Origin of the sequence: Sphingomonas endophytica (assembly GCF_014199415.1) — a bacterium.
Taxonomy (GTDB): domain Bacteria; phylum Pseudomonadota; class Alphaproteobacteria; order Sphingomonadales; family Sphingomonadaceae; genus Sphingomonas; species Sphingomonas endophytica.
In genome coordinates, this window is sequence record NZ_JACIJN010000017.1 from 1 (window position 1) to 16,990 (window position 16,990).

A 16,990-nucleotide genomic window follows, 5' to 3' on the forward strand; every position below is an offset into this window, starting at 1 on the left:
ATACACCCAGAAAATGCCTCGGCTTCCAAACCCCCGCTGAGGCCTTCTTCCCGTTGCACTTCGAATGTGAATCCACACCCGGATCAAGTCCGGGGTGACGGAAGAAGGCGCGGCGTCGGTAAACCTCGCTTCCATTTTATGCGATCTCGCCCCGATGAGCGGCGCGATGGCAATCCGCACAAGCGTCGCCGCAATGGCAAACGCCGCATAAACCCCTCGGCGGTAACCACTTCTCCACCGCTGTCGGGTTAACCACTCCCCTCGAGAATCATCCCGCACGCTTATTGGGGAAAAGTGCCATGTTCCCGGCCATCGGCCTCGTCATCCTCCTCGGCATGGTGTTCGGCGGCTTCGCCATCACCGGCGGCAATCTCGGCCCGGTGTTCCACGCGATCCCGCACGAGATGCTCATCATCGGCGGCGCGGCGGCCGGCGCGCTGGTCATCGGCAATTCCGGAAAGGAATTGAAGGCGATGGGCGGCGGGCTCGGCAAGGTGTTCAAGGGGCCGAAGTACAAGAAGCAGGATTATCTCGACGTCATCTTCCTCGTCAGCAAGCTGATGAAGATGCTGCGGATGGAAGGGCCGATCGCGCTGGAGCCGCATGTCGAGGACCCGAAGTCCTCGGCGGTGTTCGCCGAATATCCCAAGCTGCTCAAGGACCATACATTGGTCAACCTGATCGCCGACACGCTGCGGCTGGTCGTCGTTTCGTCGGGCACGCTCGACGTCCATGCGGTCGAGGAGGTCATGGACAATGCGATCAAGACCCACCACCACGAGGTCGAGGGACCGGAGCATACGCTCCAGAGCCTCGCCGACGCGCTGCCCGCGCTCGGCATCGTCGCGGCGGTGCTCGGGATCGTGAAGACGATGGGCTCGATCGACAAGCCGCCGTCGGTGCTCGGCGGGATGATCGGCTCGGCGCTGGTCGGCACCTTCATGGGTGTGTTGCTGGCCTACGGGATCGTCAATCCGTTCGCGGGACGGCTCAAGCAGGTGATTTCGGCCGACGCGGCGATCTATCACGTCGTCAAGCAGATCATCATCGCCTCGCTCCACGGCCATCCGCAGCCGCTGGTGATCGAGGCGGCGCGCTCGGGGATCGACCACAAGAACCAGCCCGGCTTCGCCGAGGTCTTCGACGGCCTGCGGGGTAAGTAGTGATGTTTGATCGGCTCACGCCGATGATCGGCACCGGCCCGCTCCCCCACCCGACCACCCACGATCGTACCCTGTCTGGGTGGTCGGGTGGGGGAGCGGGCCGGTGCCGCTGCTCCGAAGGAGCCAAGTAAGATGGCCAAGGCACCACACGGCAAGAACGAGCCGCCCAAGATCGTCATCGTCAAGAAGATCACCATGGTCGCCGGGGGACATCACGGCGGCGCGTGGAAGGTCGCCTATGCCGATTTCGTGACCGCGATGATGGCGTTCTTCCTGTTGCTGTGGCTGCTCGGCGCGACGACCGAGAAGCAGCGCAAGGGCATCGCCGATTATTTCGCGCCGACGCTGATCGACAAGAAGCGCGTCGGGATCGGCGGCAACGGGATGTTCGGCGGCGAATCGCTGACCTCCAAGGAGAAGATCGGGCCGAAGGCGGGGACGTCGGACCTGCACGCGCTGGCGCTGGTCACCGCCGATCCGGTCGGCGAGGCCAAGGGCTTCGGCAAGAAGGGCTCGCTGCGCAGCGCGAGCGCGATCGCCAAGGAAGACGTCAAGAATTTCGCCAAGCTGCGCCAGCAGGTGATGCAGAAGATCGCCGCGCAGCGCGAGCTGGCGAAGCTCGCCAAGCATATCCGCTTCACGATGACGCCCGACGGGATGCGCATCGATCTGGTCGACGACGCCGATTATTCGATGTTCGCGGTCGGCACCACCGCGCTCGCCACCGATGCCTCGGCGCTGATCGGGCTGGTCGCGCAGGGGATTCGGGAAACGCAGAACCCCATCATGATCCGCGGCTATACCGACAGCCTGCCGTATGGCGATCCGCGCGCGATGAACAACTGGATGCTGTCGTCGGGCCGCGCCGAGGCGACGCGCCGCCGGCTGGCGCTGGGCGGGATCCCGGAGGCGCGCTTCAACCGCATCGAGGGCGTGGCGGACCGCGAACCGATGATCGCCGACAACCCGCAGGACCCCCGCAACCGCCGCGTCGCGATCACCCTGCTCTACCGCGCGGGGTCGTTCGGGCAGTAAACCCCTTCGTCATTCCCGCGCAGGCGGGAATCCAGACGCGCAGGTCTGCCGATAGAAGTGTGATCGTCAGAGGTTCTGGATTCCCGCCTGCGCGGGAATGACGGTCACCGCCCTCACACGATCGCCGGCCGCGGATCGACATGCGTGCGCCGCGACGCATGTCGCCGCAACCCGATCAGCGGGCGCAGCGGCCCGATCGCGCGTCCGCCCAGATAGAAGCTCCAGCATCCCGCCAGCGTCGCCGCGACCAGCACCGCGAACGCCACCCCGCCCGGCAGCGCGAGCGGCGCGAGCCAGAAGGCGACCAGCACGATGATCGACTGGTGGACGATGTAGAAGGGGAACACCGCCTCGGTCAGCATCCGCCGCCACGACCGGTCGCGGTTCCAGTGGCCGTCGGCATAGCCGATCAGCGCCGCGACCGCCGCCCAGCCCTCGACCGAGCGCGCCACCGAGAAGACGATCCCCCATGGATAGGGCATCCGGCTGCCCGGCCAGCGGATCTCGACGCCTGCGACCACCACATAGGCCGCCAGCGCGATCACCGCCGACGCCTTCCAGCGCGCGACCAGCGCCGCCAGCGTCTGCGGCGCGCAGGCCAGCGCATAGCCGAACAGGAAGAACGGGAAATAGCTGAAGTGCGCGACCCCGTCGTCAATCAGCCCGTGCGTCTCGCGCGCACCGGGGAACAGCCAGAAACTGACCAGCACCATCCACGCGATCGGCACGACCAGCAGCGCCGGGCCGCGCATCGTCCATGTGAAGCCGCGCTGGATTGCACGCCGCACGAACGACGGAAGCAGCAACGCGCCCAGGGCGAGCACCAGCGTGTAGACCCACAGATAGGCGACGAACCACAAATGGTTCCATGCCGGCAGGAACAGCGGCCCGATCGTCCCGAAGCGGAAGTAATCGTGCAGCCAGAAGTGCACGAAGCTCTCGGCATATCCGTATTTCTCGCGCAGCTCGACCCATGGCTGCACGGGCACGATCACCGCCATGCCGAAGATCAGCGGAACGAGCAGCCTGAGCGAGCGCTGCCGCGCGAACCGCCACGGCGCCTTGTTGCGGAGCATCAGCGCACGGCTCGCATAGCCCGAGACGAGGAACAGCAGCGCCAGTCGCCACGGGTTCGACGCCATCATCGGCACCGCCACCCACCACGCGCCGGGCAGCTTCGCGTGGAAGTCCCAAGGCACGAACACCATGCCGACATGATAGACGATCAGGATCGCGAACGCCCCGATGCGGAGCCAGTCCAGGCCGTAATGACGCTGCATCGTCCGGCGCCTAGCATCACTTGGACGATCGGGCGACTTTGAACTGCCACGCCGTGCGCGTATATGGCGCGCATGTCGATCCGTCCGTGGCGCGATATCGCGCGTCGTCCCAGCCGCCAGATCATGGTCGGCAATGTCCCCGTCGGCGGGGATGCCCCGGTCACCGTGCAGACGATGACCAACACCCCCACCGAGGATGCCGCCGCGACGATCGACCAGATCCGCCGCTGCGAGGAGGCGGGGGCGGACATCGTTCGCGTCAGCTGCCCCGACGTCGCCTCCACCGCGGCGCTCGGCCAGATCGTCCGCGCCGCGAAGGTGCCGATCGTCGCCGACATCCATTTCCACTACAAGCGCGCGCTCGAAGCCGCCGACGCCGGCGCGGCGTGCCTGCGCATCAACCCGGGCAACATCGGCTCGTCCGACCGCGTCGCCGAGGTGGTACGCGCCGCCAAGGCGAACGGCTGCGCGATCCGCATCGGCGTCAACGCCGGCTCGCTCGAGAAGGACCTGCTCGAGAAATATGGCGAGCCGTGCCCCGAGGCGCTGGTCGAATCGGCGCTCGACCATATCAAGCTGCTGCAGGACCACGACTTCCACGAATATAAGGTTGCGGTGAAGGCGTCCGACGTCTTCCTCGCGGTCGCCGCCTATCAGGGGCTGGCGGAGGCGACCGACTGCCCGCTCCACCTCGGCATCACCGAGGCCGGCGGGCTGATCGGCGGGACGGTGAAGTCGTCGATCGGGCTCGGGTCGCTCTTGTGGTTCGGGATCGGCGACACGATCCGCGTCTCGCTGTCGGCCGAGCCGGAGGAGGAAGTCCGCGTCGGGTTCGAGATCCTCAAGGCGCTCGGCATCCGCAACCGCGGCGTGCGCGTGGTGAGCTGCCCGAGCTGCGCGCGGCAGGGCTTCGACGTGATCCGCACCGTGCAGGCGCTGGAGGAACGGCTCCAGCATATCCGCACCCCGATGAGCCTTTCGGTGCTCGGCTGCGTCGTCAACGGCCCCGGCGAGGCGCGCGAGACCGACATCGGCATCACCGGCGGCGGCAACGGCAAGCACATGGTCTATCTGTCGGGCGTCACCGACCACCATGTGCAGGATGCCGACATGATCGAGCATATCGTCAGGCTGGTCGAGGCGAAGGCGGCGGAGATCGAGGCGTCGGACGCGGCGGCGAAACTGGCGGCTGCGTAACCGCGATGGGCTTTCGGATCAGCCTGCTGGCGGCGAAGGCCGACAAGGCCGCGGTGTTGTCGCGGCTGGGGCTGACCGACACCGGGCAGGTCGACGCGGCGAACGAGGCGCCCCTTTCGGCGGCGCAATTGCCGAACGGCTGGACGATCGTCTGGGCCAACGACTGCGACTGGGCGGATGGCAGGCGTCTGGACGGCCTGACGCCGCGCCCGGCGATCGCGACGCTGATGGCGCATGAAGGCGTGATGGCCGCCGATCTGCGCGTCGACGACGGCGCGGCGCGCTGGTCGGTCAGCTACGGCGTGGACGAGGAAGGTAAGCTTGCCGGCGATTGGCCGGCTGCTTTCGCGCCGATCGTCGCGGCGGCGCGGGCTCGCGAGCGCGAAGACGAGAGCGGCGAGGTCGATCACCTGTTCGATATTCCCGTTGCGATCATGGAAGCGATCACCGGCCACCGCTACGATGCGGCCGGCGACGCGATTTTCACGGTCGTCACGGGCGTTGATGCGGTCGCCAAGAGGCCATGGTGGAAAATCTTCTGACGACGGTAGCCGCCGATGGCGCGATCACGATCCCGCCCGATCTGCTGCGCGCTTGCGGCTTGGCAGAGGGCAACGAGGTGACGCTCGAAATGATCGATGGCGGCATCCGTATAGCCCGCCGTGATCCGCGCGATGACGGGCTGCATGACTGACCGATGACCAGCCCGCGTCACCTCTCCCCCGCGCTGGCGCTCGGCGTGGCGGCGGGCGGGATCGGGCTGTTCTCGGTCATGGACGCGTTCATGAAGTCGCTGGTGCTGGCGATCGGCGTCTACAACGCGCTGCTGTGGCGGACGCTGCTCCAGAGCGCGATCGGCGGCGTGGCGTGGCGGGCCGGTGGTGGGCGACGGATCGGCGCGCGTGCGCTCAGGCTGCATCTGGCGCGCGGCACGCTGACCACCGCAATGGCGCTGTTGTTCTTCTGGGGGCTGGCGCGCGTGCCGATGGCGCAGGCGATCGCGCTGACCTACATCGCGCCGCTGCTTGCGCTGCTGCTCGGCGCGTGGTTGCTCGGCGAGCGCGTCGGCGCGCGGCTGGTCGGGGCGTCGGTCGCCGCGCTGGCGGGCGTGGCGGTGATCCTCGCCGGGCAGACGCGGATGACGCTCGGGCCGGAAGCGTTGGCCGGCGCCGTCGCGATCCTCGCCTCGGCGATCCTTTACGCCGCCAACCTGATCGTCGCGCGGCTCCAGAGCCAGGCAGCAAGTCCGCGTGAGATCGCCTTCGTCCAGTCGGCGGTCACCGCGACGCTTTTGCTGTGCGCCGCGCCGTGGCTGGCGATGCTGCCGCCGCCCGGGGCGTGGGGGAAGATCGCGGTCGCCGCGCTGCTCGCGACCGGCTCGCTGTTCCTGCTCGGCTGGGCCTATGCGCATGCCGAGGCCGGGTTTCTGGCGACCACCGAATATACGTCGTTCGTCTATGCCGCGGTGCTGGGCTGGCTGTGCTTCGGCGAGCGGGTCGCGCCGACGACGCTGGCGGGGGCGGGCGTGATCGTCGCGGCGTGCCTGTACGCGGCGCGACGGCCGGCGGTGCCGCAGGGGGCGCTGGAAGGGGCGGCGTGACGACTCATCCGTAGGCGGGAATCCAGACGCGCAGGCCCGTCGATAGAAGCGAAACGTCCGAGGTTCTGGATTCCCGCCTGCGCGGGAATGACGGCAAGACAGTGGACGAAGGTTGGGCAGTTCATCACGACGCGCTAGACCCACGCGCATGACGCTCACGATCCGCCCCGCCACGCCCGCCGACGTCCCGACGATGCTCGGCTTCGTCCGCGATCTCGCTGCGTTCGAGAAAGCGCCGGACGCGGTCGAGGCGACCGAACCGATGCTCCACGACGCCTTGTTCGGCGCGCAGCCCGCCGCCGAGGCGCTGATCGCCGATCTCGACGGCCACGCGGTCGGCTTCGCGATCTTCTATCTCACCTTCTCGACCTGGACCGGCAAGCGCGGCCTCTGGCTCGACGACCTCTACATCGCGCCGGAAGCACGCGGGCAGGGCGTGGGGGCGGCGCTGCTGAAGGCGCTGGCCGGGATCGCGGTCGACCGGGGCTATGCGCGTTTCGAATGGTGGGTGCTCGACTGGAACACCCCCGCGATCGACTTCTATCGCGCAAAGGGCGCGGTCGCGCAGGACGAATGGACCGTGCAGCGCGTCGACGGCGCGGCGTTGCTGGCGCTGGCGGGACGCGGCTGATGGCGTGGGTCTGGCTGATCGTCGGCGGGCTGTTCGAGGTCGGCTTCACCACCTGCCTGCGCAACGCCGACGGCTTCCGGCACCTCGGCTGGACGCTCGCCTTCCTCGCCTCGGTGTCGATGTCGATGCTGCTGCTGGAGATCGCCGCGCGCAGCATCCCGATGGGCACCGCCTATGCGGTATGGACCGGGATCGGCGCGCTCGGCACCGTCCTGACCGGCATCTTCTTCTATGGCGAGGCGGCGACGCCGATGCGGCTGTTGCTGATCCTCGGCGCGGTCGGGTGTATCGCCGGGCTCAAGCTGACCGCGGGGCAGTGAGGCGATGGCGCTGGATCAGGGCCTGATCGACTGGGTCGCGGAGGCACTGGCGGCGGACGGCAGCGTCACGCACCGCCGGATGATGGGCGGCGCGACGCTGTACCTAGACGGAACGGTCTTCGCGATCGTCGATGGCGACGGCAGCCTGTGGTTCAAGAGCGATGCCGAGAGCGATGCGGCATGGGACGCGGCCGATTGCGCGCGCTTCACCTATGAACGCGGTGACGGGACGGTGGCGTCGATGAACTATCGGCGCGCGCCCGCGGATTGCTACGACGATGGCCAGGCGCTGCGCGAATGGGCGCTGCTTGGTGTCGCCGCTGGACGGAGGGCGCCGGTGAAGAAAAAGAGGAAAAACGTTTAGTCCTCTCCCTCTGGGAGAGGTTTGGGTGAGGGGCAGGTGCCTCGCAGAGAAATCCGTCTCGGTGAGACCCCGACCCCTCACCCCAACCCTCTCCCCAGAGGGGAGAGGGAGTAGATATCAGTCGCGCCCCGGCACGTCGTGATCGTGCGGTTCCTCGCCCTGTGCCTTGGCGGCGTTGTAGCGCTCGATCGCTTCCAGCGTGATGCGGCGCGCTTCGTCGCGGTCGCCCCAGACGCCGACTCGGACCCACTTCTTCTTTTCGAGGTCCTTGTAGTGCGTGAAGAAGTGCTCGATCTGCTCGAACACGATCTCCGGCACGTCGGCGCGGCCATCGACATTCGAGTAATACGGGAACACCGCATCAACCGGGACGCACACCAGCTTCTCGTCGCCGCCGGCCTCGTCCTCGAGGTTCAGCACCGCGATCGGGCGCGCACGGACGACGCAGCCCGGGATGAACGGCGAGCGCGCGATCACCAGTGCGTCGAGCGGATCGCCGTCCGGCGACAGCGTGTGCGGCACGAAGCCGTAGTTCGCGGGGTAGCGCATCGGCGTGTGCAGGATGCGGTCGACGAACAACGCGCCCGATGCCTTGTCGAACTCATACTTCACCGGCTCGCCGCCGGTCGGCACCTCGATCACCACGTTCAGGTCGTCGGGCGGGTTCTTGCCCACCGGGATCAGGTCGATACGCATTCTCTTCCCCTCTTGAGGTGCGAACGCCCCGGATCAGCGGGGCGCAAGAAGACGATCGAGACCGGTTTCCCCGGTGCCGATCTTCTGAAGGCGCGGGTAACGCAAGCCATTATGATAGTCGAGTGCTGCACTGCGGAAGCGGTCGCCCTGCTTCACCGTCAACGGAATGGCGGTCTTCGTGCCCTTTGCGGCGGTGATCGCGGCCTTCAGTTTGTCGGCGCTATACGCCTCGCCATCGACCGCGACGATCTGGTCGCCCACCGTGAAGCCCGCCTTGAAGGCGGGGCTGTCCCAGGTGACGCTGGTCAGCGTTCCCGCGGAGTCGAGCACCAGCCCGCCCGAATAGGTCAGGTTGGTGGACTTGGACGCGGCTTCGGCGGCCTTGAACGACGACGTCGGCGTCTCGCTATAGGACAATTGATAGCCGTTGCGCGCAAATCCGTCGATCGGCGCGCCCGCGGCATGTTCGGTCAGCCGGCGGTGCAAATAGCCGGCCCAGTCGAACGGCACGATCCCGTTGAGCGTCTTCGCGACATCGTCGATCGTATAGGTCACCTCGCCCCAGTCGCCGTCGCGGATGCCGAAGAACGCCCTGGCGAAGTCGTCGATCGACTTCGCGCCGCCCGATTTCTCGCGCAGCAGCGAGTCGACGTCCATCCAGACGAGCAGGCCCTCGTTGTAATAGTCCTCGCTGCGCTGCCAGCTGGTCCAGCCCTTCGGCCGACGCTGCGAGATCACCGGGTCGTTGGTGGTGTCGACCAGCGCGCGCCACTGCCGCGCGGGCTGGCTGTCGTAGAGCGCCATGATCGCGGCATATTGGTCGAGCGTGTCCTGCTTGCTCACCAGCCCCGAACGCGCCTGGAGAACATAGCCCCAGAATTGCGTCTGCCCTTCATAGACCCATAGCAGCGACCCGCGCATCGGCGTGCGGAAGTCGGGGGTCCACAGGTCCGCGCCGCGCCGGAACTTGCCGTCCCAGCTGTGCGTGAACTCGTGCGGCAGCAGGTTGCGGCGGCCGGGGCCGTCGTTCCACTTGGTGAAATAGCCCGGCGTCACGCCATTCTCGCTCGAACGGTGATGCTCCAGCCCGATCCCGCCCAATTTGTCGGTGATCGACAGCAGGAATTCGTATTTGTCGTAATGCTGCGCGCCGAACGTCTTCACCGCCTGCTCGACCAGCCGCTGGTGCCCGGCGATCTGCTCGGGGGTGGCGGCCAGCTCGGCAGGATCGTCGGCGAAGACGTTCAGGTTGACGCGCGGGGACAGCGGCCAGACCTTGCCGTACTTGCCCGCCAGCACCGGCGAATCTACCAGCACCTCGTAATTGGTGGTGTCGTACGTGTAGGTCGACCCCGCCTTCTTGGCCGGCACCGCGCCCGCCGCGCTCCAGCCGTCCGGGTATTTCACCGTCATCTGGATCGGGATCTGCCGCGTGAAATAGCCGGCCGGATAGAGGCTGACCGAATTGGGCTGGAGCGAGATCATCGTCGGGGTCATCACGATCCGACCCTGATTGCCCTGCGTCGCCGAGATGAACTGGAACTTCGCCTCGATCGTCTTCGCGCCCGTCGGCACGTCGATATGGAAGGCGAAGACGTCGACCGGGTCGCGCGTCCACTCCACGCGCTTGCCGTTGGCGGTGATGATCAGCCCGGCCAGCTTCTCGATCTCGCCGCGCGGGCTGTGCGCGCCGGGCAGCCACTTCGGGAACAGCAGTACCATATGCCCGCTCTGCGGCACCGGGATCGTCTCGGTGACGCGGAAGATCCCCTGCGAGGGATCGCTGGCGTCGACGTTCAGCTTGATCGTGCCGGGGAAGCGCACGTCGCGCGCGGCGGGGATCGTGTCGGTGAACGGCACCGGCTGCGGCGCGCTGTTGCCGGCGGGCACCTGCGCGGCGAGCGGGGTGAGGGCGACGGAGGCGAGAAGGGCGGCGGACGCGAAACGGGCGATCATCGGGGCTCCCAAAGGACAGCGTGACTGACCCGGTTAATCAGCCCGCGCCGCCCGCGTCCAGCCCCCGCCGTCAGTTCGCGCCGAGCACGTTGATGCTGAACGCGATCACCCCGAGATTGAACACGAACCCCGCGAGGCACTGCCCCAGCACCGCGCGCCGCACCGTCCCCGAGCGGATCGTCACGTCGGAGGTCTGGAAGGTCATGCCCAGCGTGTAGCTGAAATAGACGAAATCCCAGTAATCGGGCGTCTCGGTCCCCGGAAAGTCGATCCCCCCGGCATCCTTCCCGTCGTTGCCGGGCATATAGAACAAATGCGCATAATGCAGCGCATAGACCATGTTCGAGAACAGCCACGCCAGCGCGAGCGTGACGATCACCAGCAACCGCGTCGGATCGCTCTGCCGCCCCTGCAATTCCTCGTGCACCGCGGTCAGGATCACCAGCATCACCGCCGCGGTGATCGCGAGCAGCAGCGTGCGGTTGGCGTCATTGGCCTGCGCGACGACGCGCATCTGTGCCGGGCTGTCGTGGCGCGGCAGCCGGATAATGCTCAGCAGGAAGACGATCGCCGCGACATCGAACCCCGCCATCGCCGCGCGGCCCTTGCCTAGCATCGGCCACAGCGCCGCGACAGCCACCGCCAGCACCACCGCGAACAGCACGAAGCGCGGCGGTGCGATCCGCCGTCCCAGTCCCCACCAGCGCGCGTGATGATCCATGCGAACAGCCGCTAGCGCGCGGCAGCGTCCGCGACTAGATGCGCACCTTCTTATGGCCCGTATTCCCACCCCGCAGCGCGTGCGCGGCACGCAGGACATCTTCCGCGACGAGCAGCGCCGCTTCGCGCACGTGCTCGACACCTTCGATCGCGTCCGCCGGCTCTATTGCTTCGAACGCGTCGAGGTGCCGGTGTTCGAGGACACGCAGGTCTTCGCGCGCTCGATCGGCGAGACTACCGACGTCGTCTCCAAGGAAATGTACACCTTCCCCGACAAGGGCGACGACCTGCTGACGCTGCGCCCCGAATTCACCGCCGGGATCGCGCGCGCCTATATCACCAACGGCTGGCAGCAGTTCGCGCCGCTCAAGCTGGTCACCAGCGGCGCGGTGTTCCGCTACGAGCGCCCGCAAAAGGGCCGCTATCGCCAGTTCCACCAGATTGACGCCGAGGTGCTCGGCGCGCCCGAGCCGGCGGCGGACGTCGAATTGCTGACGCTCGCCGACCAGCTGTTGCAGGAATTGGGCGTCGCCGAGGGCGTGACGCTGCAACTCAACACGCTCGGCGATGCCGCGACCCGCGACGCGTGGCGCGATGCCTTGGTGGCGCATTTCGAGGCGCATCGCGGCGAGCTGTCCGAAGACAGCCTGACGCGGCTCGACAAGAACCCGCTGCGCATCCTCGACAGCAAGGACCCGCGCGACCGCCCGATCGCCGACGCCGCGCCGGGCATCGACGCCTATATGAGCGCCGAGGCCGGTGCGTTCTTCGCGAGCGTGCAGAAGGGCCTCGACGCCGCCGGGGTGCGCTGGACCCGCAACGAGCGGCTGGTGCGCGGGCTCGATTATTACCGGCACACCGCGTTCGAGTTCGTCACCGACCGGCTCGGCGCGCAGGGTACGGTGCTGGCCGGCGGGCGCTATGACGGGCTGGTCGAGAGCCTCGGCGGCCCCGCGACCGCGGGCGTCGGCTGGGCGGCGGGCGTCGAGCGGCTGGCGATGCTGCTGGAGGAACCGGCGGCGACCCGGCCTGATGTAGCCGTTGTCGTAGAGGACGATGCTGCCCTTCCCATCGCTATCAACGCGCTTGCAAGATTGCGGCGGGCTGGGTTCTCCGGAGAGTTGGTGGCGACGGGCTCCCCGAAGAAACGGTATGACAAGGCTGCCAAGAGCAATCCATCAGCATTTTTGGTGTTCACTCGGGACCGAGAACCATCGATCCGCATTTCGGTGAAAAACATGCTGACAGGTGGCGAACTCGACCGGCATGAAGAACTGAATGGCAGAATTCGTGCTGTTCTTGGAATGAGCCCGCTAGCCGAATGACCACCAACTTGATCGGTCGCGTTTGCAACAGTGGCGTGACTCCGCTCCCCTCCCGTCGCCCCGGCCTTGAGCCGGGGCCCCGCTTCCTCTCCAACGTCGCGGCAAAAGCGGGATTCCGGATCAAGTCCGTGGTGACGATCGAGGCGCGCCCATGACCAGCATCTCGATCGACCGCATCCGCCAGATTGAGGCGCGCCGCGACGAGCTTGCCGCGCAGATGGCGACCGGCAGTCTCGACGGCGATCGCTTCGTCGCGGTGTCGAAGGAATATGCCGAACTCGAACCCGTCGCGCAGGCCGCCAGCGAGGTGCGTCGGCTCCGGCAGGAGGCCGAAAGCCTCGCCTTCATGGCCGGCGACGCCGACGCCGAGCTGCGTGCGATGGCCGAGGAGGAATTGCGCGACAACCGCGCCGCGCTCGACGCCGCCGACCGCAAGCTCGCGCTGGCGCTGCTCCCGCGCGACGCCGCCGACCAACGCTCGGCGATGCTCGAGGTCCGCGCCGGCACCGGCGGTGACGAGGCGGCGCTGTTCGCGGGCGATCTGTTCCGCATGTACCAGCGTTATGCCGAGCGGCAGGGCTGGCGCGTCGAATTGATCTCCGGCTCCGACAGCGATGCGGGCGGTTACAAGGAAGTCGTCGCCAGCGTCACCGGCACGGGCGTGTTCGCCAAACTCAAGTTCGAGAGCGGCGTCCACCGCGTCCAGCGCGTCCCTGCGACCGAAAGCGGCGGCCGCATCCACACTTCGGCGGCGACCGTCGCGGTGCTGCCCGAAGCCGAGGACGTCGACGTCCAGATCGACGAGGCGAAGGATCTGCGCATCGACGTCTATCGTTCGTCGGGGCCGGGCGGGCAGTCGGTCAACACTACCGACTCGGCGGTGCGCATCACGCACTTGCCGACCGGGCTGGTGGTGATCCAGCAGGACGAAAAGTCGCAGCACAAGAACAAGGCCAAGGCGCTCAAGGTGTTGCGGACGCGGCTCTACGAGGCGGAGCGCGAGCGGCTGGCGGCGGAACGCTCGGGCACGCGCAAGGCGATGGTCGGCTCGGGCGACCGGTCGGAGCGGATCCGCACGTACAATTTCCCGCAGGGGCGAGTGACCGACCACCGGATCAACCTGACGCTCCACCGTTTGCCGGAGATACTGGCGGGCGAGATGGACGAGCTGATCGGCGCGTTGATTTCCGAGGACGAGGCAGAGCGGTTGGCGACGCTTGAGGCGTAGCGCGGCTTGTCGCGTGCCGCGGCAAGACTCGCGCAAGCCCGGCCGGCGGGTGGCTCCAGCCACCCGACCGACGACGCGGCTTTGCCGCGGCGCTACGCGCAGATTGCCCGTCGCGCGCTGCGACAGGGCTCAACCAAGTGCTGCCGGCGGGCCAGCGCCCCGGCCGACGATGCGGCGTTGCCGCGGCGCTACGCACAGGCTGGCCTGTCGCACGTTGCGACAGGACTCAGCCCAGCGCGGCCGGCGGGGCAGCGCCCCGACCGACGACGCGGCTTTGCCGCGGCGCTGTCCTACAGCCGCGATCTCAAGCTATTCTCCTTCATCTTCACCAGACTGGTCCCGCCCATGCCACATCGTCATTGCGAGCGCAGCGAAGCAATCCAGGGTTGTCACCCGGACGCTCTGGATTGCGTCGCTACGCTCGCAATGACGGTCGCGCCGCGAATGTCGAGACACCGCGCCACCGTCTCAACGTTCACAACATTCGCGCGCGGCGCTCGCATCGGGGGCGAACCGGGAGCCACACCAAACCACCGTCGCCCCGGCCTTGAGCCGGGACCCCGCTTCTTGCCGACCGAAGCAAAAGCGGAACTCCGGCTCAAGGCCGGGGTGACGGAAGTGTTTGGTATAACGGCTTTCTATCTACAGGACGGTCCTCTCCCGGCCGTCCGCGCCACCACCGCACACCCCGAGCCCCAAATGTTGAGACACCCCGCCAGCGTCTCAACATTCGCAACATTCGCGCGGGTCACCGCCGCATGACCGCCGCCCGGGACGCCCTCCGCGACGCCGCCGCGCGCTTCGCCTTCTCGCCGACCGCGCGGCTCGACGCCGAGCTGTTGCTCGCCCATGCGCTCGGGGTCGACCGGCAGCGACTGCTGCTCACGCTCGCCGACCACGATGTCCCGCCCGCCTTTGCCGAACTCGTCGACCGCCGCGCGCGCCACGAGCCGGTCGCCTATCTCACCGGCACCCGCGCCTTCTGGACGATAGACCTGCTGGTCGGTCCCGGCGTCCTCATCCCGCGCGCCGACAGCGAGACGCTGATCGAGGCCGCGGTCGATCATTTCGCGGGCACGGCCGGGCCGCGCCGCATCCTCGATCTCGGCACCGGGCCGGGGACGCTGCTGCTCGCGGCGCTCGATCAATGGCCGATGGCGACCGGGCAGGGCGTCGACGCTTCGCCGGTCGCGCTCGACTATGCCCGCCGCAACGCCGCCGCGCTCGGGAGCGCCGGCCGCGCGCGCTTCACCGCCGGCGATTGGGCCGACCGCATCACCGATACCTTCGACCTCGTCCTCGCCAACCCGCCCTATATCGAGAGCGACGCGGCGCTCCCCGACGAGGTGGCGCGCTACGAACCCGCCGCGGCGCTGTTCGCCGGCAGCGACGGACTCGACGATTACCGCCGCATCGCCGTGCAGCTGCCGGCGCTGCTCACCCCCGGGGGCGTAGCGTGCGTGGAGATCGGCGCGACGCAGGGGCAATCCGCCGCAGCCTTGTTCCGCGCGGCGGGCTTGTCGGTCATATTGCGCCGCGATCTGGGTGATCGCGATCGCTGTCTGGTGGTCACGCCTTGAATTTGGCGGGGCGACGCCCAATATTTTGCTTTGAGAACGACGGCCGCGCGTCTAGAGACGGCGCAGGGGCTCGCGAACTCACCGACATGCGTTGGATGGCGCGCCTGCCCTCCCTTCGTCATCAGCCGCTGCAGTCCGGTGGCCATGGCAGGCCCGCGTTACCGAACAGGTCGCGGCGCCGGGGAACGATTGCAACCCGTGCATCGGGAGCGAATGCCGGTTTTGGTTCCAGGACGAGGACAGTGAATTGATCAACAACCGTCAGAACGGTCGCCGTCGCGGCCGTGGTGGTGGCCAGCAGCAGCGTCAGGGTGGCGGCGGCGGCCATGGACAGCGTGACAGCGGCAACCGGATCGACAGTCGCGCGCGGGGCAATGCCGCGCAACTGCTCGAGAAATACAAGAACATGGCCCGCGACGCGCAGATGGCGGGTGATCGCGTCAACACCGAATATTATCTGCAGTTCGCGGATCATTATTTCCGTGTCCTCGCGGACCAGCGCGGCCGGTCGGACGACCAGCAGCCGATGCGCCGCCAGCGCGACGACTTCGATCAGTTCGACGACGGCGACGATTTCGGCGACGAGGGCGATGCGATCCGCGCCGAGGAGCAGCCGCGCGCCAGCGAGTCCGAGAGTGGCGGGCGTGGCGAGCGCTTCCGCGACCAGCGTGCGCAGCAGCGCGACGATCGTCCCCGTGAAGATCGTCCCCGTGAAGATCGTCCCCGTGAAGATCGTCAGCGTGACGATCGCCCGCGCGGCGAGCGACAGCGCGACAACCGTCCGGCCTATGTCGAGCAGCAGCCCGAACATGTCGTTGCCTCGGAGCCCGATGTGACCGTTGCGGCCAGCGAGGAGGACGCCGCGCCGCGTCGCCGTCGCGCCCGCAAGCCGCGAGAGGAGGCTGCGTCGCCCGCCGAACAGGCGCCGGCATTCGACGCTGATCGCCTCCCGCCGGCGCTGGGCACCACCGCCGAGCCGATCGCAGGTGAGGAAGGCGAGGCGCCCAAGCCGCGTCGCCGCCGCGTCCGCGCCACGCCCGCCGAGGCGGCCGCAGCCGAATAAGCCGACGCGCTGCGTGGCGATGCACGGCCGGCGTTCCCGATCGGGAACGCCGGCCGTCGTCATGTTCGGCAGTGCTTGTTTTTGCGCGCGAAGAGAGGATGATGGTCGGGCGACGATAGATCGCGGACAGCATCGGAGGGGATCATGACGATCGCAGCCATTCTCGCGCAGAAGGGGACGGACGTCGTCTCGATCCCGAGCGACCATCCCTTGTCCCAGGCCATCGCGATGCTCGCGCGACACCGCATCGGTGCGGTCCCGGTGGTCGGCCACGACGACGCTGTGCGCGGTATCTTCTCCGAGCGCGACATGATCCGCTTGCTTGCCGAGGCCGAGGGCGATGCGGCTGCACTGCTCGCGACCCCGGTGGGCTCGGTGATGACCACCGAACCACTCACCGCTGCGCGCGACGATTCGATCCTTGCTGCCCTGTCGTTGATGACGCACCGCCGGATCCGGCATCTGCCGGTGGTCGAGCACGGTCGATTGATCGGGATCGTCTCGATCGGCGACCTCGTCAAACACCGCATCGACCGGATCGAAGCCGATGCCGCCGCGATGCGCGACTACATCCAGCAGGCGTGATCCGCGATTCGTGACGGGCCGAAGACAGAGGAGCCGCGATAAATCGGCTGTTTTCCGGGGTGTTCCGTCGTCGCCGACATAAAATTGCAAAAAGTGTTTGACGGACCCGCGGCATGCGCCTAGAGGGCTGTTCACCGACGGGGCGCACCTACTGAGGGCGCGGTTCTGACGGTCGCCACATCGACGGACAGCGGTCTTTCGCTAGGGATAGCGGGATTGATCGATTGTCCGGTTTGCTGTCGGCGGG

The 16,990-nt window shown here is 67.7% G+C and carries 18 protein-coding genes; 14 read left to right on the forward strand and 4 right to left on the reverse strand.

Annotation, left to right across the window (positions count from 1 at the left end):
• Positions 1-299 precede the first annotated feature (299 nt).
• Positions 300-1,163 (forward strand): flagellar motor stator protein MotA, encoded by an 864-nt coding sequence (gene motA, locus FHS97_RS16990; protein WP_184040959.1) that lies wholly within the window; start codon positions 300-302, stop codon positions 1,161-1,163.
• 132 nt (positions 1,164-1,295) lie between these two features.
• A complete protein-coding gene (locus tag FHS97_RS16995; protein WP_184040962.1) occupies positions 1,296-2,198 on the forward strand; it encodes a flagellar motor protein MotB in 903 nt (300 codons plus the stop codon).
• Positions 2,199-2,311: 113 nt separating this feature from the next.
• On the opposite strand, the gene FHS97_RS17000 is transcribed toward FHS97_RS16995, so the two are convergent.
• Positions 2,312-3,478 (reverse strand): acyltransferase family protein, encoded by a 1,167-nt coding sequence (locus FHS97_RS17000; protein WP_184040965.1) that lies wholly within the window; start codon positions 3,476-3,478, stop codon positions 2,312-2,314.
• Between the two features lie 72 nt (positions 3,479-3,550).
• On the opposite strand from FHS97_RS17000, the gene ispG reads away from it, so the two are divergent.
• The 7 genes from ispG (at position 3,551) to FHS97_RS17035 (ending at position 7,590) form a co-directional block, all read left to right on the forward strand.
• Positions 3,551-4,675, forward strand: a complete 1,125-nt coding sequence (gene ispG, locus FHS97_RS17005; RefSeq protein ID WP_184040968.1) for a flavodoxin-dependent (E)-4-hydroxy-3-methylbut-2-enyl-diphosphate synthase — start codon at positions 3,551-3,553, stop codon at positions 4,673-4,675.
• A 5-nt stretch (positions 4,676-4,680) separates the two neighbouring features.
• A complete protein-coding gene (locus FHS97_RS17010) occupies positions 4,681-5,217 on the forward strand; it encodes a hypothetical protein (RefSeq protein WP_184040973.1) in 537 nt (178 codons plus the stop codon).
• Positions 5,202-5,369, forward strand: coding sequence for an AbrB/MazE/SpoVT family DNA-binding domain-containing protein (locus FHS97_RS17015; protein WP_184040976.1), 168 nt, complete (start codon positions 5,202-5,204; stop codon positions 5,367-5,369). Before FHS97_RS17010 ends, FHS97_RS17015 begins: the two co-directional genes overlap by 16 nt.
• A 3-nt stretch (positions 5,370-5,372) precedes the next feature.
• The gene (locus FHS97_RS17020; RefSeq protein ID WP_184040979.1) at positions 5,373-6,275 is read left to right on the forward strand and encodes a DMT family transporter; all 903 of its coding nucleotides are present in this window, start codon (positions 5,373-5,375) and stop codon (positions 6,273-6,275) included.
• 148 nt (positions 6,276-6,423) lie between these two features.
• A complete protein-coding gene (locus FHS97_RS17025) occupies positions 6,424-6,906 on the forward strand; it encodes a GNAT family N-acetyltransferase (protein WP_184040982.1) in 483 nt (160 codons plus the stop codon).
• A complete protein-coding gene (locus FHS97_RS17030) occupies positions 6,906-7,226 on the forward strand; it encodes a DMT family transporter (protein ID WP_184040985.1) in 321 nt (106 codons plus the stop codon). The genes FHS97_RS17025 and FHS97_RS17030 overlap by 1 nt, the downstream gene beginning before the upstream one ends.
• A 4-nt stretch (positions 7,227-7,230) precedes the next feature.
• Entirely contained in the window at positions 7,231-7,590 is a 360-nt protein-coding gene (locus FHS97_RS17035) for a TfoX/Sxy family protein (RefSeq protein ID WP_184040988.1), read from the forward strand.
• Positions 7,591-7,707: 117 nt separating this feature from the next.
• Here the strand turns inward: FHS97_RS17035 and ppa are convergent, their stop codons facing one another.
• From ppa to FHS97_RS17050, 3 genes are all read right to left on the reverse strand, one after another.
• Positions 7,708-8,286: an inorganic diphosphatase gene (ppa, locus tag FHS97_RS17040; RefSeq protein ID WP_184040991.1), complete on the reverse strand. Its 579-nt coding sequence runs from the start codon at positions 8,284-8,286 to the stop codon at positions 7,708-7,710.
• A 33-nt stretch (positions 8,287-8,319) separates the two neighbouring features.
• A complete protein-coding gene (locus tag FHS97_RS17045) occupies positions 8,320-10,242 on the reverse strand; it encodes a M61 family metallopeptidase (RefSeq protein WP_184040994.1) in 1,923 nt (640 codons plus the stop codon).
• 70 nt (positions 10,243-10,312) lie between these two features.
• Positions 10,313-10,963 (reverse strand): DUF1345 domain-containing protein, encoded by a 651-nt coding sequence (locus FHS97_RS17050; protein ID WP_184040997.1) that lies wholly within the window; start codon positions 10,961-10,963, stop codon positions 10,313-10,315.
• 52 nt (positions 10,964-11,015) lie between these two features.
• Between FHS97_RS17050 and hisS the strand changes: the two genes are divergently transcribed.
• The 5 genes from hisS (at position 11,016) to FHS97_RS17075 (ending at position 16,743) form a co-directional block, all read left to right on the forward strand.
• Positions 11,016-12,287, forward strand: coding sequence for a histidine--tRNA ligase (hisS, locus tag FHS97_RS17055; protein WP_184041000.1), 1,272 nt, complete (start codon positions 11,016-11,018; stop codon positions 12,285-12,287).
• A gap of 151 nt (positions 12,288-12,438) precedes the next feature.
• Positions 12,439-13,515 carry a peptide chain release factor 1 gene (prfA, locus tag FHS97_RS17060; protein WP_184041003.1) on the forward strand — a complete coding sequence of 359 codons (1,077 nt, stop codon included), beginning with the start codon at positions 12,439-12,441 and terminating at the stop codon, positions 13,513-13,515.
• A 758-nt stretch (positions 13,516-14,273) separates the two neighbouring features.
• Positions 14,274-15,095 (forward strand): peptide chain release factor N(5)-glutamine methyltransferase, encoded by an 822-nt coding sequence (prmC, locus tag FHS97_RS17065; RefSeq protein WP_184041006.1) that lies wholly within the window; start codon positions 14,274-14,276, stop codon positions 15,093-15,095.
• A 247-nt stretch (positions 15,096-15,342) separates the two neighbouring features.
• Entirely contained in the window at positions 15,343-16,158 is an 816-nt protein-coding gene (locus FHS97_RS17070; RefSeq protein WP_184041009.1) for a DUF4167 domain-containing protein, read from the forward strand.
• 144 nt (positions 16,159-16,302) lie between these two features.
• Positions 16,303-16,743 (forward strand): CBS domain-containing protein, encoded by a 441-nt coding sequence (locus tag FHS97_RS17075; RefSeq protein ID WP_184041012.1) that lies wholly within the window; start codon positions 16,303-16,305, stop codon positions 16,741-16,743.
• Positions 16,744-16,990: the final 247 nt, after the last annotated feature.

Excerpts from the sequence above, each read along its gene's own strand:
- hisS (WP_184041000.1), top strand. The coding sequence starts at position 11,016 with ATGGCCCGTATTCCCACCCCGCAGCGCGTGCGCGGCACGCAGGACATC.
- FHS97_RS17045 (WP_184040994.1), bottom strand. The coding sequence starts at position 10,242 with ATGATCGCCCGTTTCGCGTCCGCCGCCCTTCTCGCCTCCGTCGCCCTC.
- FHS97_RS17000 (WP_184040965.1), bottom strand. The coding sequence starts at position 3,478 with ATGCAGCGTCATTACGGCCTGGACTGGCTCCGCATCGGGGCGTTCGCG.
- FHS97_RS17025 (WP_184040982.1), top strand. The coding sequence starts at position 6,424 with ATGACGCTCACGATCCGCCCCGCCACGCCCGCCGACGTCCCGACGATG.
- FHS97_RS17030 (WP_184040985.1), top strand. The coding sequence starts at position 6,906 with ATGGCGTGGGTCTGGCTGATCGTCGGCGGGCTGTTCGAGGTCGGCTTC.
- FHS97_RS17075 (WP_184041012.1), top strand. The coding sequence starts at position 16,303 with ATGACGATCGCAGCCATTCTCGCGCAGAAGGGGACGGACGTCGTCTCG.
- FHS97_RS17020 (WP_184040979.1), top strand. The coding sequence starts at position 5,373 with ATGACCAGCCCGCGTCACCTCTCCCCCGCGCTGGCGCTCGGCGTGGCG.
- ppa (WP_184040991.1), bottom strand. The coding sequence starts at position 8,286 with ATGCGTATCGACCTGATCCCGGTGGGCAAGAACCCGCCCGACGACCTG.
- ispG (WP_184040968.1), top strand. The coding sequence starts at position 3,551 with ATGTCGATCCGTCCGTGGCGCGATATCGCGCGTCGTCCCAGCCGCCAG.
- FHS97_RS17010 (WP_184040973.1), top strand. The coding sequence starts at position 4,681 with ATGGGCTTTCGGATCAGCCTGCTGGCGGCGAAGGCCGACAAGGCCGCG.
- FHS97_RS17050 (WP_184040997.1), bottom strand. The coding sequence starts at position 10,963 with ATGGATCATCACGCGCGCTGGTGGGGACTGGGACGGCGGATCGCACCG.
- motA (WP_184040959.1), top strand. The coding sequence starts at position 300 with ATGTTCCCGGCCATCGGCCTCGTCATCCTCCTCGGCATGGTGTTCGGC.
- prfA (WP_184041003.1), top strand. The coding sequence starts at position 12,439 with ATGACCAGCATCTCGATCGACCGCATCCGCCAGATTGAGGCGCGCCGC.
- prmC (WP_184041006.1), top strand. The coding sequence starts at position 14,274 with ATGACCGCCGCCCGGGACGCCCTCCGCGACGCCGCCGCGCGCTTCGCC.
- FHS97_RS17035 (WP_184040988.1), top strand. The coding sequence starts at position 7,231 with ATGGCGCTGGATCAGGGCCTGATCGACTGGGTCGCGGAGGCACTGGCG.
- FHS97_RS16995 (WP_184040962.1), top strand. The coding sequence starts at position 1,296 with ATGGCCAAGGCACCACACGGCAAGAACGAGCCGCCCAAGATCGTCATC.